General features: G+C 74.2%; 12 protein-coding genes. 7 read left to right on the top strand and 5 right to left on the bottom strand.

The annotated features are described in order from the left end of the window. Positions 1-22: 22 nt before the first annotated feature. From ACFY15_RS08080 to ACFY15_RS08070, 3 genes are read right to left on the bottom strand one after another with little or no spacing between them, the layout of a single operon-like run. Entirely contained in the window at positions 23-1,777 is a 1,755-nt protein-coding gene (locus ACFY15_RS08080) for an L-aspartate oxidase (protein WP_390688029.1), read from the bottom strand. Next, positions 1,774-2,781: a pantoate--beta-alanine ligase gene (gene panC, locus ACFY15_RS08075; protein ID WP_390688030.1), complete on the bottom strand. Its 1,008-nt coding sequence runs from the start codon at positions 2,779-2,781 to the stop codon at positions 1,774-1,776. The genes ACFY15_RS08080 and panC overlap by 4 nt, the downstream gene beginning before the upstream one ends. Further along, complete coding sequence (locus ACFY15_RS08070) at positions 2,778-3,722, bottom strand: Rossmann-like and DUF2520 domain-containing protein (protein ID WP_390688031.1); 945 nt, start codon at positions 3,720-3,722, stop codon at positions 2,778-2,780. Before ACFY15_RS08070 ends, panC begins: the two co-directional genes overlap by 4 nt. A 376-nt stretch (positions 3,723-4,098) precedes the next feature. Between ACFY15_RS08070 and ACFY15_RS08065 the strand changes: the two genes are divergently transcribed. Further along, a complete protein-coding gene (locus ACFY15_RS08065) occupies positions 4,099-5,286 on the top strand; it encodes a threonine aldolase family protein (protein WP_390688032.1) in 1,188 nt (395 codons plus the stop codon). A gap of 36 nt (positions 5,287-5,322) precedes the next feature. Here ACFY15_RS08065 and ACFY15_RS08060 read toward each other — a convergent pair whose 3' ends face one another. Continuing rightward, a complete protein-coding gene (locus ACFY15_RS08060) occupies positions 5,323-5,532 on the bottom strand; it encodes a hypothetical protein (RefSeq protein ID WP_390688033.1) in 210 nt (69 codons plus the stop codon). 177 nt (positions 5,533-5,709) lie between these two features. Between ACFY15_RS08060 and ACFY15_RS08055 the strand changes: the two genes are divergently transcribed. Together ACFY15_RS08055 and ACFY15_RS08050 are read left to right on the top strand one after the other, a co-directional pair. Beyond that, a complete protein-coding gene (locus tag ACFY15_RS08055) occupies positions 5,710-6,834 on the top strand; it encodes a DUF5937 family protein (protein ID WP_390688034.1) in 1,125 nt (374 codons plus the stop codon). A gap of 184 nt (positions 6,835-7,018) precedes the next feature. Next, positions 7,019-8,569, top strand: a complete 1,551-nt coding sequence (locus ACFY15_RS08050; protein WP_390688035.1) for a M28 family metallopeptidase — start codon at positions 7,019-7,021, stop codon at positions 8,567-8,569. 87 nt (positions 8,570-8,656) lie between these two features. Here the strand turns inward: ACFY15_RS08050 and ACFY15_RS08045 are convergent, their stop codons facing one another. Then, complete coding sequence (locus tag ACFY15_RS08045) at positions 8,657-9,601, bottom strand: hypothetical protein (RefSeq protein ID WP_390825184.1); 945 nt, start codon at positions 9,599-9,601, stop codon at positions 8,657-8,659. A gap of 152 nt (positions 9,602-9,753) precedes the next feature. Here ACFY15_RS08045 and ACFY15_RS08040 point away from each other — a divergent pair, with 152 nt between their 5' ends. The 4 genes from ACFY15_RS08040 (at position 9,754) to ACFY15_RS08025 (ending at position 15,760) form a co-directional block, all read left to right on the top strand. Continuing rightward, complete coding sequence (locus ACFY15_RS08040) at positions 9,754-11,022, top strand: CapA family protein (RefSeq protein ID WP_390688037.1); 1,269 nt, start codon at positions 9,754-9,756, stop codon at positions 11,020-11,022. Between the two features lie 215 nt (positions 11,023-11,237). Beyond that, complete coding sequence (locus tag ACFY15_RS08035) at positions 11,238-13,526, top strand: HAMP domain-containing protein (protein WP_390688175.1); 2,289 nt, start codon at positions 11,238-11,240, stop codon at positions 13,524-13,526. A gap of 6 nt (positions 13,527-13,532) precedes the next feature. Further along, positions 13,533-15,281, top strand: coding sequence for a poly-gamma-glutamate synthase PgsB (pgsB, locus tag ACFY15_RS08030; RefSeq protein ID WP_390688038.1), 1,749 nt, complete (start codon positions 13,533-13,535; stop codon positions 15,279-15,281). Then, a complete protein-coding gene (locus tag ACFY15_RS08025) occupies positions 15,278-15,760 on the top strand; it encodes a poly-gamma-glutamate biosynthesis protein PgsC/CapC (protein WP_042813656.1) in 483 nt (160 codons plus the stop codon). Before pgsB ends, ACFY15_RS08025 begins: the two co-directional genes overlap by 4 nt. The last annotated feature ends 11 nt before the right edge of the window (positions 15,761-15,771 follow it).

The following is a 15,771-nucleotide window of genomic DNA, read 5'->3' as shown; positions in this document are numbered from 1 at the left end:
AGGGGTTGGGCGTGGGGAACGTCTACGGGCGGGGGGCGCCGGAGGAGGCGTCCGCGTCCACGGGCGGGAAGTCCGCCGAGTCGGTGGGGGTGACCACCAGGGCCCGCCGCTCCGTCGCCGAGAGCCGCACCACCAGGTGGCGGCGCCAGGCGTCGTCGTCCCGGCCGGGGTGGTCCTCGCGCCAGTGGCAGCCGCGGGTCTCGGCGCGCCGCTGGGCGGCGGCGACCAGGACGCGGGCCACGCACAGGAGGTTGGTCGCCTCCCAGGTGTCCACGCCCGGTTCGGCGGTCTTGCCGTGGGCCTCCAGCTCGCCCAGGGCCGTCGTGTACAGGGTCTCCAGCGCCTCGGCGGCCTCGCGCAGGGACTCCGCGGAGCGCACCACGCCCGCGCCCTGGGTCATGATCCGCTGGACCTCGTAGCGGGCCGTCGCGGGCTGGAGCGGGCCGGTCGCGGGCACGGGTATGCCCGGGCCGCTGCCCTCGGGGGCGCGGGAGGCGATGTCCTCGGCGATGCGCTCGGCGAAGACCAGGCCCTCCAGGAGGGAGTTGGAGGCCAGGCGGTTCGCGCCGTGCACGCCGGTGCAGGCGACCTCGCCGCAGGCGTACAGGCCCGGGACGGTGGTGCGGCCGTGCAGGTCGGTGCGGACGCCACCGGAGGCGTGGTGCGCGGCGGGAGCGACCGGGATGGGCTCGGTCACCGGGTCGATGCCGTGGGAGCGGCAGGCGGCGAGGATCGTGGGGAAGCGGTTCTCCCACATCTCGGCGCCGAAGTGCCGGCCGTCCAGGTACATGTGGAGCGTGCCCTGCTCCTGCATGCGGCGCGTGATGGCCTTGGCGACGATGTCGCGCGGGGCGAGCTCGGCGAGCTCGTGCTGGCCGAGCATGAAGCGGACCCCGTCGGCGTCGACGAGGTGGGCGCCCTCGCCCCGTACGGCCTCCGAGACCAGGGGCTGCTGGCCCTCGGCGTCCGGGCCCAGGAACAGGACGGTCGGGTGGAACTGGACGAACTCCAGGTCGGAGACCTCGGCGCCGGCGCGCAGCGCGAGGGCGACGCCGTCGCCGGTGGAGACGGACGGGTTGGTGGTCGCGGAGAAGACCTGGCCCATCCCGCCGGTCGCGAGGATCACGGCGGGCGCGTGGACGGCGCCGACGCCGTCGTGCTGGCCCTCGCCCATCACGTGCAGGGTGACGCCGGCGGTGCGGCCCTCGGCGTCCTGGAGCAGGTCCAGGACCAGCGCGTTCTCGACCGTCTCGATGCCGGCGGCGTGGACGGCCTCGACGAGCGCGCGGGAGATCTCGGCGCCGGTGGCGTCGCCGCCCGCGTGCACGATCCGGCGGCGGTGGTGGCCGCCCTCGCGGGTCAGCTCGATCTCGCCGGTCTCGGCGGAGGTGTCGAAGACGGCGCCGGCCGCGATGAGCCGGCGGACCGCGTCCGGGCCCTCGGTGACCAGGACCCGTACGGCGTTCTCGTCGCACAGGCCCGCGCCGGCGACCAGGGTGTCGTCCAGGTGCTGCTCGGGGGTGTCGCCCTCGCCGAGCGCGGCCGCGACGCCGCCCTGGGCCCAGCGGGTCGAGCCGTCGTCGAGTCGGGCCTTGGTGACCACGACCGTACGGCGGCCCGCGGCGGCGCAGCGCAACGCGGCGGTCAGGCCGGCGATGCCGGATCCGACGACCACGACGTCCGCGTCGACGGCCCAGCCGGGGGCGGGGGCGTGCAGCCGTATGCCGGTTCCGGTGCCTGCGGCGCCCGGCGTGCCTGGGTTGCCTGTGGTGCTCACGCGTGTGCTCCGAACTCCAATGGGATGTTGTCGATCAGCCGGGTCGTGCCGACCTTCGCCGCGACGGCCAGTACGGCCTGTCCGGTGAAGTCGGGGCCGACGTCGGTGAAGTCCTTCGGGTCCACCAGGGCCAGGTAGTCCAGGACCAGCGGCGGCTCGTGGCGGCCCGCCTCCTCCAGGACGTGCCGGGCCGCGGCCCGTACGGCGTCCGGCAGGCCGGCGGCGCCGGTGGCGGCCGCCGACACGGCGTGGGCGTCGGCGGAGGCGCGGATCTCGCCGAGCCGGGCCAGGGCGGTGGCGCGCTCGTCGCTGGCGGGCGCGGCCTCGGCGCGGGCGCGCAGCGCGGCCTGCGCCGCGAGCCGGTCGCGGCCGGCGAACAGGGCGTGGGAGAGGGCGAGGGCGGCGTGGCGCTCGGCCGGGGAGAGGTAGCGGTTGCGGGAGGACAGGGCGAGCCCGTCGTCCTCGCGGACGGTGGGGACGCCGACCACCTCGACGGGGAAGTTGAGGTCGGTCACCATACGCCGGATCAGGGCCAGTTGCTGGGCGTCCTTCTGGCCGAAGAGGGCCAGGTCGGGGCAGGTGAGGTGGAGCAGCTTGGCGACGACGGTGAGCATGCCGTCGAAGTGGCCGGGGCGGGTGGCGCCCTCCAGCCGGCCGCCCATCGGGCCGGCGGTGATCCGGACCTGCGGGTCGCCGCCCGGGTACACCTCGTCGACGGAGGGCGCGAACACGGCGTCAGCGCCCGCCTCTTCGGCGATCACCAGGTCGGCGTCGAGGGTGCGCGGGTAGCGGTCGAGGTCCTCGTTCGCCCCGAACTGGAGGGGGTTGACGAAGACGGTGACGACGACCTGCCCGTCGGGGCCGGCCTGTTCGCGTGCGGTGCGGACGAGGGTGGCGTGGCCCTCGTGCAGGGCGCCCATGGTCATCACGACGGCGCGGCGGCCGGTGCGCGGAAGCTTGTGGAGCTCTTCGGCGGTGTTCAGCAGCCGGAGCGGGCCGTTCATCGCTCCCCACCCTTCGGATCAGCGGTGTCGGCGGTGTCGGCGAGCACGCCGAGCAGGTCCTCGGCGAGCTCGGGCTTGAGCAGGCCGTGGGCGAGGGCCCGGTCGGCGGTGGTGCGGGCCATCGCGAGGTACCCGGCGACGGTGGCGGGGGCGTGCTTGCGCAGTTCGGAGACGTGCGCGGAGACGGTCCCGGCGTCGCCGCGGGCGACGGGGCCGGTGAGGGCGGCGTCGCCGGAGCGCAGGGCGTTGTCCAGGGCCGCGCCGAGGAGCGGGCCGAGCATCCGGTCGGGGTGCTCGACCCCGGCGGTGCGCAGCAGCTCCAGGGCCTGGGCGACCAGGGTGACCAGGTGGTTCGCGCCCAGGGCGAGGGCGGCGTGGTAGAGCGGGCGGCTCTCCTCCGCGATCCACTCGGGCTCGCCGCCCATCTCGATGACCAGGGCCTCGGCGGCGAGCCGCAGCTCGTCGGGGGCGGTCACGCCGAAGGAGCAGCCGGCCAGGCGCTGCACGTCGACCTCGGTGCCGGTGAAGGTCATCGCGGGGTGCAGGGCCAGCGGCAGGGCGCCCGCGCGGCGGGCGGGGTCCAGCACGGCGGTCCCGTACCGGCCGGAGGTGTGGACGAGGAGCTGCCCGGGGCGCACGGCGCCCGTCTCGGCGAGGCCCTCGACCAGGCCGGGCAGGGCGTCGTCGGGGACGGTGACCAGCACCAGCTCGGCCCGCTCCAGCACCTGCGCGGGGCTGACCAGCGGGACGTCGGGCAGCATCCGCTCGGCCCGGCGGCGGGAGGCGTCGGAGACGCCGGAGACGGCGACGGGGTGGTGCCCGGCCTGCCGGAGGGCGCGGGCCAGCGCGGGACCGACGCGGCCGGCGCCGACGACTCCGACGGAGAGCCGGGCAGGTCGGCCGGACGGATCCCGGGGCTCCGTCTGATGGGGTGCGTTCACGCGGGGAATGCCTTCCGTTCCAGTCCGCGGGGGGTACCGGACGATACGTCGCCATGCTAGGCCCTCGGACGGGGGTGGCGCCGGTCAGGCCCGGGGTGGCGGGGGGTGGCGGGGGGTGGTGCCGGGCGGGGCCGGGGCCGGGGCCGGGGCCGGGTGGCCACCGGTCAGGCCCGGGAGCCCGGGGTGGTCCCGGGCGGGCGCTCAGGGGGCCGGGGACGGTGCCGGGTGGGCCCGGGGAACCAGGGCGCTGCACGGCGGGCCCGGGGCGGTGCCCGGCGGGCGCTCAGGGGGCCGGGGTGGGCCCGGGGCGGCCGGACTCGCCCGGGGGCCCGGAAATCGTTCGGGGTCGGCCCGGGGGCCGGGGGATGATCGGGGCATGACTGGCGTGACGGATGAAGGCGTACGGGACGAAGGGGGCGTCGGGGGCATGGCGGACACTGCCGACGAGCTGGCGGAGCGGACGAAGCGGGTCGTCGCGGCGTGGCGGGGAGCCTCGCGGACGCTGACCCGCAGCCCCCGGGAGGCCACCGTCGGGGAGCTGCTGGCGGAGCTGGCAGACGCCCCGTACGACATGGACGCGCCCGGCGACCTGTACGGCGACGGGGTCGTCGCCGACCTGGAGCGGCGAGTCGCGGAGCTGCTGGGCACCGAGGAAGCGGCCTTCTTCCCCTCCGGGACGATGGCCCAGCAGATCGCCCTGCGCTGCTGGGCGGGCCGCACCGGGAACCGGGTGGTGGCCCTGCACCCGATGGGCCACCCCGAGCGGTGGGAGGACGGCGCGCTGTCGGCGGTGTCGGGGCTGCGCACCGTCCACCCCGTGCAGGAGCCGCGCCAGCCGACGCCGGAGGAGGTCCGGGACCACCCCGAGCCCTTCGGCACACTGATGCTGGAGCTGCCGCTGCGCGACGCGGGCTTCCTGCTGCCCTCGTGGGAGGAGCTGACGGGGCTCGTGGACGCCGCCCGGGAGCGGGACGCGGTGGTCCACTTCGACGGGGCCCGGCTGTGGGAGTCCACCGTCCACTTCGGCCGCCCCCTGGAGGAGATCGCGGGGCTGGCCGACTCGGTCTACGTGTCCTTCTACAAGTCCCTCGGCGGGCTGAGCGGGGCCTGCCTGGCGGGGGCCCGCGGTTTCGTGGAGGAGGCCCGGGTGTGGCGCCACCGGTACGGGGGCCAGGTCTTCCGCCAGTTCCCCCAGGCCCTGTCGGCCTTGGCCGGGCTGGAGCGGGAGCTGCCCCTGCTCCCGGCGTACGTGGAGCAGGCCCGGATGGTCGCGGGGGCGCTGCGCGAGGGGTTCGAGGCGGCCGGGGTGCCGTGGTTCCGGATCAACCCCGGGGTGCCTCACACGCACCAGTTCCAGGTGTGGCTCCCGTACGAGCCGGACCGCCTGATCGAGGCGGGCACGCGGCTGGCTGAGGAGGAGGGCACGGTCCTGTTCCAGCGCTGGTCGGCGGACGGCGTCGCGCCGGGCCTGTCGATGACGGAGGTGACGGTGACCCGCCCGGGCCTGGACTGGACCCCGGAGACCGTCCGGACGGCCCTGACGGGTTTCCTGGCACGGCTGTAGCGAGCGTCGGCTCCACGCGTCGGGCCGGGGAGTCCCTCAGCACGGGCGGGCCCGGTGGAGGAAGCGGGTCAGGGCGTGCCGCCAGGGGTGGCCGATGGGGGCGCCCGACACGGCGGCTTCGAACTGGGCCGCCGTGCGGATCGAGCGCAGGACGGCCACGTCGTCGCGGCCCGGGGGCGGGGGCACGCGCGTGCCGTGCCGGGTCGCCCGGTAGGTGTCGAGAAGGTACTGCTCTGTCGCGGTCATGCCCCCACCCTCACCCCGTCGGCCGCAGTCCGCCCGTCGATTGACGGGAGGCGTCAATCGACCCCTCCCACCTGCGGTGGAGCCCCCGCCGGTCCGCCCGGACGGCTGCGGGTCCGGCCCGTGTCCGGCCTGTACCCCGGGGCTCCGTGCGGGGGCCGGGCCGGACAGAATGGGGCGATGAGCGTGACCATCGACATCGCCGGGCTCCCCGTGGAGCGGATCGCCTTCGCGCCGTCCCCGCTCGCCGAGCTCTGCATGACACTGCACGCGCTCTCCCAGCCCGCCCACCACCCCGCGCTGCACTCCTGGACGAGGACCACTACGGCCTCGCTCGACCCCTGCTTGGCCGAGCGCCTCCTCGAGGCCGATTTCATGTGGCGCAGTTCTTTCTCCGACATCTTCATGGCCTTCGCCGGCATCCCCGGCGGCAGCGGGCGCCCCGGGGCGACCCTGGCGGAGGAGCTGGACGTCCTCGACCGGATGGACGACGAGCGGTTCGTTCTGGCCGCGCTGGAGCACTGCTGGCTGGCCCTCTACAACGAGGGCGGCGCCCCCTCCCCGCTGGCCGACGCCGCCGCCCGGACCAAGGCGCTGGAGACGGCGGCCGCGCGGGGTCCGGCGCGGCTGGAGTTCACGCGGCGGCTGCTGGACGACCCGTCCACCGTGCGCGTCTGGCTGCGGCGGCTGCTGGAGGACTGCGACGAGGCGTTCTTCGCCGAGACCTGGCGGCGGATCGAACCGCGGCAGACCGCGGACGTCCGGCACAAGACGGAGGTGCTGCGCCACCGGGGGCTGGCGGCCGTGCTGAAGGAGGTGTCCTCGGCCCTGAGCGTGGACGAGGCGCACACCGTGATCACCGCCGACAAGATGGTCAACGGCCAGGCCACCGCCACCGATCCGGAGGTCGGACAGGGCCTGCTGTTCATCCCGACGAACTTCGGCTGGCCACACCTGCTGGTACTGCACGCGCCCGGCTGGATGCCGGTGGTCCACTACCCCCTGGAGTCCCCCGAGCTGGCCTCCGAGCCGCCTTCGGTGGAGCAGGTCCAGCGCCGGATGGAGGCGCTGGCGCACCCCATGCGGATGAGGCTCTGCCGCAGCCTGGCGAGGGCCCCGTACACGACCAGCGAACTGGCGCGGGTGTACGCGATATCCGCGCCGGAGGTCTCCCGGCACCTGGCGGTCCTGAAGAGGGCCGGTCTGATACAGAGGCGACGTCAGGGACGTTACGTACAGCACCAGTTGGACCTCGCCGTGGTCGCCCGGATAGGCCCCGATCTGATCGAGGGCATCCTCCGCTGAACCACCCCCGGTCCGGCCTCCGGACGGTGGCCGGATTTCGCCGTTCCCCGTCGGCGCAGACGCACCGATATCCGGATTTCACAAACCGGAAGCAGTGAAAACCCTGGCGACGGCGGCCGGTTGCTGCCTAACGTGCCCCCACCGCTCACCCCCCGCAGTCGCTCCATGCTGTGAAAGGACTTTCATGCCTTCTCGCCGTATAGCCGCAGCAACCGCCGCCCTGGCCGCCGCGGCCCTCGTCTCCCCGCTGCTCCTCGCCGGCCCGGCCGGCGCGTCGAGCCCGCAGAGCGACGCCGCCCGGGGTGACGCCCTGGCCAGGAAGCTGGTCAAGGAGGCGACCGGCAAGGGCGCCAACAACCACCTGAAGGCCTTCCAGTCGATCGCCGACTACAACAACGGCACCCGCGTGGCGGGTTCGAAGGGGCACGAGCAGTCGGCCAAGTACGTCGAGGGCGTGCTCAGGGCGGCCGGGTACGAGGTCTCGCGCCACGCGTTCGAGTTCGTGTACGTCGAGACGATCGCCGAGACGCTGAAGGTCGACGGCGCGAACGGCCGCGACGTCCCGCTCAAGCTGATGACGTACACGGCGAGCGGCCCCGAGGGCGGCATCACCGCCCCGGTCGCCGTCGTCCCGGTCGACGCGGACGGCTCCAACGGCTGCGACGCCGCCGACTTCGCCCCCGGCGCGTTCACGGGGAAGATCGCCCTGGTCAAGCGCGGCGGCTGCACCTTCGCCGCGAAGCAGGCGAACGCGGCGGCGGCCGGCGCGGTCGGCGCGGTCATCTACAACAACACCGCGGGCGCCCTCAACGGCACCCTCGGCGACCCGAACGCGGGCAAGGTCCCCACCGGCGGCATCAGCCAGGCCGACGGCGAGAAGCTGGCGGCCGAGGCCGCGGCCGGACCGGTGAACGTGACGCTCGACGTCCGCCAGTTCCGCGAGAACCGCACGACCTGGAACGTCGTCGCCGAGACCAAGGGGGGCGACCCGGACAACACGGTCGTCCTCGGCGCCCACCTGGACTCGGTCGCCGCCGGCCCGGGCATCAACGACAACGGCTCCGGCTCCGCGGGCATCCTCCAGGTCGCCCAGCGCCTCGCGGGCGAGCAGAAGAAGATCAAGAACAAGGTCAGGTTCGCCTGGTGGTCGGCGGAGGAGTTCGGCCTGCTCGGCTCGGAGGCGTACGTGGCCTCGCTGACTCCGGAGCAGAAGAAGCAGATCAGGCTGTACCTGAACTTCGACATGATCGCCTCGCCCAACGCCGCCTACTTCGTCTACGACGGCGACGACTCCGACAAGGTCGGCTCGGGCCCCGGCCCGGACGGTTCGGCGCAGCTGGAGAAGCAGATCACCGACTTCCTCGACGCGCAGAAGATCCCGCACGAGGGCAGTGACTTCACCGGCCGCTCGGACTACGGCCCGTTCATCGAGGCGGGCATCCCGTCCGGCGGTACGGACACCGGCGCCGAGGGCATCAAGACCCCGGCGCAGGCCGCGAAGTTCGGGGGTCAGGCGGGGGTCGCCTACGACGTGAACTACCACGGCAAGGGCGACGACATCAGCAACATCGACCAGAAGGCCCTCGACATCAACGTCGACGTGATCGCGAACGCGGTGGGCCACTACGCCTACGACCTGGCCCCGCTGTCGCAGCCGGTCGTCTCGAAGCCGACCACCGGCTCGGCCGGCGGCGGCGGCCTGCGCCCGGGCCACGACCACGAGGCCGCGGAGTAGCGGAGCGGGCCGAGCGGGCCGCGGTACGGAGGAGGGGCCGGCTTCCGGGGGGATGCCGGCCCCTCCGCCGTACCGCCGCCCGCGGGGCTACTCCCCCGCCCACCCGGCCGTGACAGCCGCGATCGCGCGCGCCGCCTCCCCCCGCCGGCCGGGGTCCGCGCGGACGGAACGGGCGAGTTCCAGGTGGAGGAAGCGCGTTCCGAGCTCGGCGGCCAGCCGGCCCTGGGCGTTGCCGCGGCCCGACATCCGGCAGTTGGCGCTCCACGCCCGGCAGGGGCGCACCCCCCGGGAGGCCAGCTCCGCGGCGAGCCGTGCCGCGTCGGCGGCCGCCGCGTCGCCCGCCCCGGTGGAGACGACGGCTCCGGCGCCGGGGACGGTGGAGTCGGCGAAGCCGTGCAGCTGGATACCGGGCAGGCCGCGCCGGGTCAGCTCGGCGATGACGGCGTGGAAGACGGAGTCGGTGCGGTGCGCCATGTCGGCCTCCCCGGTGCCGCCACCGTCCTTGTCGCCGCTCCCGCCGCCGACCGCGTTCCCGCCGCCGGCCGCGTTCCCGTCCCCGGTCCCGTCCCCCTCCTCGCCGTCCCCGTCGCTGCCGCCCGGGCCGCCGGCCGCCCTGCGGTGGGCGCCCGCCAGAACCATGACCCCGCCCGGGGCCCCGCGCAGGACGGCGACCCCGAGCCGTTCGGTGTCCTGGTCGGCGATCGGATGCGGGACCTGTACCGACCAGCGCACCGGCGCGCCGAGGCCCACGTAGACCCGGCCCCAGCCCCGGTCGGCCGGGCCGGAGCGGGCGGCGGCGTCGGCGACCTCCGCGTAGCGGCGGCCGCCGGGGCCGTCGGTGAAGGTGTCGAGGCGGTAGTCCACCTCGGCGAGGCGGGTCCGGGCTTTTTCGACATCTCCATCGAAAAGGGCTGTAACGCCACCGAGGAGCGCGGACCTCTCCGCCTCGGTGGGGGCGCGATAACCGCCCCGCACCCCGAATCCGGAGGTGAATCGGGTCACCCGGTCGAGCAGGTCGGTGGCCTGCGCCACAGGCTGCGGAACGGATCCCTCCGCCATTTTGACCGAATGGGCGGGACGAAAGGCGACATAACCGACCATCATCATGATCATCACGCAAATGATCACAGGGATCGTTATGTTTTTCGTCAATTTCGCCGTCATCACTGGCCGAAAATAGCCGAATGAATCCCCGCCCCACCCGACCGGTCTCCCCCAGGGCCCTCACCGCGCTCCTCTGCGCGACGCTGAGCCTCGCCCTCGCGGGCTGCGGCCTCCTCGGCGGGGACTCCGGCGGCGAGGGCGCCACGAGCGGCGGCGGGGGCGCCCGGAGCGGCGGCGGCCGGTCCTTCTCGGTGGCGGCGGCGGGCGACATCCTCATCCACCCCCAGCTCACCGACCAGGCCGCCCGGGACGCACGGGCGGCCGGACGCACGGGGTACGACTTCGACCGGATCATGGCGGGGGTCAAGCCGGTCATCAGCAAGGCCGACCTCGGCATCTGCCACATGGAGCCTGTCCTGGGCGAGCCGAACGGCCCGTTCCAGACCTACCCCGACTTCCTCGTCCCGCCGCAGATCGCCAAGACGGTCAAGAGCGTCGGCTACGACACCTGCTCCACGGCCTCCAACCACACCCTCGACCACGGACCCGAGGGCGTGTACCGCACCCTCGACACCCTGGACCGCGAGGGCCTCAGGCACACCGGCTCCGCCCGCAGCCAGCAGGAGGCGGACAAGCCGAACATCCTGGACGTCAAGGGCGTCAAGGTCGCCCAGATCTCCTTCGCCTCCGGGTTCAACGGCCGCGAGGTCCCCCGGGACAAGCCCTGGCTGGCCAACCTCGTCAGCGTCAAGGCCGTCGCCGCCGCCGAGAAGCGGGCCCGCGCGGCCGGCGCCGAGGTGGTGATCCTCTCCGTGCACTGGGGCCGCGAGCACCAGCCCGACCCCAGCGGCCCGCAGCTGGAACTGGCCCGGGAGATCGCCGAGGAGACCGGGGTCGACCTGGTCATCGGCCACCACGCCCACGTCGTCCAGCCGATGGAGAAGATCGACGGCACCTGGGTCGCGTACGGCCTCGGCAACCAGCTCGCCCGCCACGACGTGCCCAGCGGCCTCACCGAAGAGGGCGCCATCGGCTGGTTCGACTTCACGCAGAAGAACGGGAAGTGGGAGGTCCAGGCCCGCTTCGTGCCGACCTACACCGACATCCCGCCGGACCGCGAGGGCACCCCCGGCACCGACCTGCCCGGAACCGTCCCCGCCCCCGCACGCGACCACCGGCTGGTCGACGTCGCCGCCGCCCTCGCCTCCGGCACCACCCCCGACGGGAAGCGGCTGCTGCCCGAACAGCGTGCCCGCTACCGGCTCGCCTTCGAACGTACCCGGGGCACCCTGCTCAACCGCGGGGCCGGCAAGGACGGGCTCCGCCCGCTGCGGGAGCTGCCCGACTGACCCGGCGCGGCACCCGCCCGCCAGCCCTCCAGCCCGCACGCCCGCCAGCCCTTCAGCCCGCACGCCCGTAAGCCCGTAAGCCCGTAAGCCCGTACGACCCGAGCCCGCCGGAAGCCCCGCCCGCCCCGGGCCCACGACCTCCCCCGCCAGGAAGGACCCCCGCTGTGGCCGCTTCGCCCGCCAAGCGACGGCGCAAGGCCCGCCGCAGGGCCGACATGTCCCTGCTCGGCGGCATCAGGCCCCCGATCACCGTCCTGTCGGTCCTGCTGCTCGCCCTGGCGGGGTTCACCGCGATGAGCCTGGGCAGCGTCCGCGAGGACCGGCTGCCGCAGGCCGTGCTCACCTCCCAGCAGCACTTCGCCGAGGACGGCGCGATCGCGCTGCGCGCCTCCCTGGACGAGAGCGTCACCGACCTGAACCGGGCCGCGGCCCTGTTCTCCGCCGGCAAGCCCGTCACCCCCGACGCCGTGCTCGACCGGATCGGCAGCGTCTACCAGAAGTGGCGCGGCACCGCCGTCGTCGAGATCGGCTCGGGCCGGCTGCTCGCCGCACGCGGCGAGAACCTCCCGCTGACGGCCGTCGACCGGACCAAGCTCTCCGGCGACGGCGGCCTGGCCCCCCGCATGGTCACCCTCGCCAACGGCGAGACCCGCCTGCTCACCCTCTCCCTGCTCACCTGGAAGGACCGGCCCCAGCAGCTGCTGGTCGCCTCCAGCAGCCTGCGCTTCCCCGGCATCAGCCTCGGCAACCTCCGCAGCATCGCCGTCGTCGGCGCCGACGGGACCGTCCTGAGCACCGACGGCATACCCGAGCCGGAGATGCTCCTCAGCGACAACCGGCGCGCCGACGTCAAACGCGACACCAAACAGCTGGCCTCCTTCGCGAAGACCGCCGCCAAGAAGGCCAGGGCGAACCCGCTGACCGTCAAGGAGCCCGGCTCCGGCGGCTTCCCCGGCGTCAGCGGCAGCCTGATGGGCGGCGAGACCAGCGGCGAGCGCGCCGCCGCCGGGTACGCCCGCCTCTCCGGGCCGGAAGCGGGCGTCGGCACCAGCGCCACCAGCCTGGAGCTCACCGTCGTCGCGGTGATCGACATCACGCAGAACCCGTCCCGCGCCACCGACGCCTTCGCCGGACTGGTCCTGGCCGGAGCCCTGCTCCTGGTCGGCGCCCTCGTCATCGCCCTGCTGGTCGCCACCGTGCAGCGGCCGCTGATCACCCTGTTCCTGGAGAGCCGCCGGCTGACCCGCGGCGACCTCACCCGCCCCGTGAACATCCCCCGCGGCGGCGAGGCCGCGCGGATCGCCCTCGCACTGGACCGGCTGCGCGGCCAGCTCCGCGACCGCGACCGCGAGGGCGGCGGGGCCCCTGCCGCGCCCGGCGCCCGCGGCAGGGACAAGCGGCGCACGGGCGCCCGTACGCTCGTCGCGGTCTGCGCCGTGCTGCTCCTCGCCTGGTGCGTGCCGCTGGGGCTGCTCGTCAACCGGGCCGGGGACTCCGTCGTCGTCCCGCAGCAGCTGGTCAACGACCAGCGCGAACGCACCGACACCCTCAACGACCGGGTCCGGCGCGCCCTCAACGAGGGCCAGGCCGACCTCGCGTCCGTGGCCGCGCTGATGGGCGCCGACGCCGGCCCCGACCGCATGTCCGAGGTCCTGGAGCACACCGTGCGGGAGCACACCCGCTACGCCTCCCTGTACGTGCTCGACGGCTCCGGCAAGAACCTGGCCCAGGCGGGCGGCACCCCCCGCGCCCCCCTCGGCAAGGGCCCCCGCAAGGAGCCCGTCGCCCTCTACGACGGCGCCAAGGAGCCCGTCATCATCGCCACGGCCGAGGTCCCCGGCCGGGCGGGCACGGCCGTCGTCGGCGAGTTCCGCATCGACTTCCTCAACGCCCTCCTCAAGCGGCCGGGCCTCGGCGAGATCCGGGTCGTGGACTCCAAGCACCGCGTCATCGGCTCCAACAGCGGCTACCGGGCCTTCCAGGGCCTCGACGACGCACGCCTCGACGCCCTCGTCCAGGGCTCCTCCCTCAAGGTGGGGATGGCCCCGCGGCCCGGCGGCGTCCTCTACCGCAGCGGCGGCGACCACGTCATCGCGGCGGCCGCGCCCTTCTCGGGCGGCGGGGCGGCCGGGGACCTGAAGTGGAGCGTGGTCAGCTGGCAGTCCGCCAAGGGTCTGGCCATCAGCGAGTACAGCCTCCAGAACCGCACCGTCCTCGCCGGACTCCTCGGCTTCGCGGTCGGCGCGGCCTGCCTGGGCTGGCTCCAGATCATCGTGGTCGCCCCGCTGCGCGAGCTCGCCCGCCGCGCCGAGGCCCTCGCCGACGGCGACCGCCGCACCGTGCTCTACCCGCGCCACCACGACGAGGTCGGCGCCGTGACCCGCAGCCTGGAGATCATCCGCCAGCAGCTCCAGCAGAGCGGCAGGCGGCGCGGGCGGCAGCGGACGACGAACGACACCGGGGGAGCGGGAGCCCCCTCCGCCCCCACGGCCGGAAGGAACTGATCCCCCGTGCTCTTCCTCTATTGCGTCCTGCTCGTCAGCTGCCTGATCATGCTGGTCGCCGGCATCGTGGAGCAGCGCCGGCATTTCGCCAGCCTGGAGCGGATACCGAACCGGGTGCTGGTCAACGGCATCCGCGGCAAGAGCTCCATCACCCGCCTGTGCGCGGGCGCGCTGCGCGGCGGCGGGCTGACGACGGTCGCCAAGACCACCGGCACCGCGGCCCGGTTCATCCACCCCGACGCCACCGAGGAGCCGGTCTACCGCAAGTTCGGCATCGCGAACGTCGTCGAGCAGATCGGCATCGTGCGGCGCGCGGCCTCCTACCGGCCGGACGCGCTGGTCATGGAGTGCATGGCCGTCATGCCGGCGCTCCAGGAGATCAACCAGTCCAAGCTGATCCAGTCCACCATCGGCGTCCTGTGCAACGTCCGCGAGGACCACGTCGCCGAGATGGGCCCGACCCTGGACGACATCGCCCGCTCCCTGTCGCGGTCGATGCCGTACGGGGGAATCTGCGTGACCGCCGAGAAGGAGCGCTTCGACGTGCTCCAGGAGGAGGCGGACGCACGGGACTGCACGCTCGTCTACGCCGACCCGGAGACGGTCTCGGACGAGGAGCTGCGCGGGTTCGGCTGGTTCACGTTCAAGGAGAACGTGGCCATCGCGCTCACCGTCGCCGAGCTGCTGGGCGTGGACCGGGCCACGGCCCTGAAGGGCATGTACGAGGCCCCGCCGGACCCGGGCGTGCTGTCGGTGGAGCGGTACCTGGCCCCGGGCGGCAAGCGGCTGCGGTTCGCGAACGTCTTCGCGGCGAACGACCCCGAGTCCACGCTGATGAACATCAACCAGCTGCTGGACCTGGGCGCGGTCGACCGCCCCCTGAACGTGGTGGTCAACTGCCGGCCGGACCGGGTCGAGCGCAACGGCCAGATGGGCGCGATCGTCCCCGATCTGCGGCCGGACAAGGTGTTCGTGATCGGGCATCCGGCGAAGAGCGCCATCGACGCGATCCCGGCCGAGTGGCGCGACCGCGCGGTGGACCTCGGCGGTGAGCAGCGCGACGGCGAGGAGTTCATGCACGAGCTGCTCGGACACCTCGGCGAGAGCTCCTCGCTGGTGGCCATCGGAAACATCCACGGCCAGGGCGAGGTGCTGCTGGAGCACCTGGCGGAACTGCCGCCGGACGAGACGGAGGACGCCCCCGCGCCGGCGCCGGCCGGGGAGGAGCCGCAAGCCCCGTCGTTCGCCCGTCCCTTCGACCCGTACGCGGACGACCCGCACGGACCGGACCCGTACGGCACGGACCCGTACGCGGGCTTCCCCGGGGACCAGGCGTACGCGGACACGGCGTACGGGCAGACGGCGTACGGCCAGACCCCGCAGGCGCACACCCCGTACGAACAGACCCCGCAGGCGCACACCCCGTACGAACAGACCCCGCAGGCGCACACCCCGTACGACCAGACCCCGCAGGCGCACACCCCGTACGAACAGACCCCGCAGGCGCACACCCCGTACGACCAGACCCCGTACGGGCAGCAGCCCGCATGGGACCGGCAGCCCCACCCGCAGAACGCGCAGCCGGCGTCCGGCCCCTGGCCCGGGGAGCAGCCGTACGGCGGGGGCGGACCGCAGCGCCCGCAGCGGCCGGCCGACCCGTACGGCATCGCCGCCGCCACCCCCGTACCGGCCTGGCCGCACCAGACACCGCCGCGGCAGCAGCAGCACCCGTACCCCCCAGGAGAGCCCCGTTGATCCCCGCCGTCCTCACCCCCGAGATCGCCGCGATCGGCATCGCGCTGGGCCTGCTGTTCTCCCTGCTCTGCTACCTCACCACCAACCTCTCCCCCGGAGGCATGATCACCCCGGGGTGGCTGGCGCTCACCCTCGTCGAGGACCTCCAGCGCGCCGCCCTGGTCGTCGGCATCACGGTCATGACGTACCTGCTGACCCTGCTCACGCAGCGGTTCGTGATCCTCTACGGCAAGCGCCTGTTCGCCGCCGTCGTCCTGATCGGCGTACTGCTCCAGGCCACCGTGGTGATCGTGCTCCAGCTGGAGTTCCCGCTCCTCTACGCGAACCAGACCCTCGGGTTCATCGTCCCCGGCCTGATCGCCTACCAGCTGGTCCGCCAGCCGAAGGGCGCCACCCTCCTCGCCACCGGCAGCGCCACGCTCATGACGTACGTCGTCCTGACCGCCGGGATCCTGCTCGGCGTCATGCCCGCCGCCTGACCCCGCACCGC

This window comes from Streptomyces sp. NPDC001373 (assembly GCF_042895815.1).
Lineage (GTDB): Bacteria > Actinomycetota > Actinomycetes > Streptomycetales > Streptomycetaceae > Streptomyces.
Note: the sequence above shows the minus strand (reverse complement) of the source record. Positions and strands in the feature narration are given on the sequence as shown.

Bases quoted from the DNA above. Each gene is read 5' to 3' on its own strand.
- ACFY15_RS08065 (WP_390688032.1), top strand. From the start codon at position 4,099: ATGACTGGCGTGACGGATGAAGGCGTACGGGACGAAGGGGGCGTCGGG.
- ACFY15_RS08050 (WP_390688035.1), top strand. From the start codon at position 7,019: ATGCCTTCTCGCCGTATAGCCGCAGCAACCGCCGCCCTGGCCGCCGCG.
- ACFY15_RS08060 (WP_390688033.1), bottom strand. From the start codon at position 5,532: ATGACCGCGACAGAGCAGTACCTTCTCGACACCTACCGGGCGACCCGG.
- panC (WP_390688030.1), bottom strand. From the start codon at position 2,781: ATGAACGGCCCGCTCCGGCTGCTGAACACCGCCGAAGAGCTCCACAAG.
- ACFY15_RS08055 (WP_390688034.1), top strand. From the start codon at position 5,710: ATGAGCGTGACCATCGACATCGCCGGGCTCCCCGTGGAGCGGATCGCC.
- ACFY15_RS08040 (WP_390688037.1), top strand. From the start codon at position 9,754: ATGAATCCCCGCCCCACCCGACCGGTCTCCCCCAGGGCCCTCACCGCG.
- ACFY15_RS08035 (WP_390688175.1), top strand. From the start codon at position 11,238: ATGTCCCTGCTCGGCGGCATCAGGCCCCCGATCACCGTCCTGTCGGTC.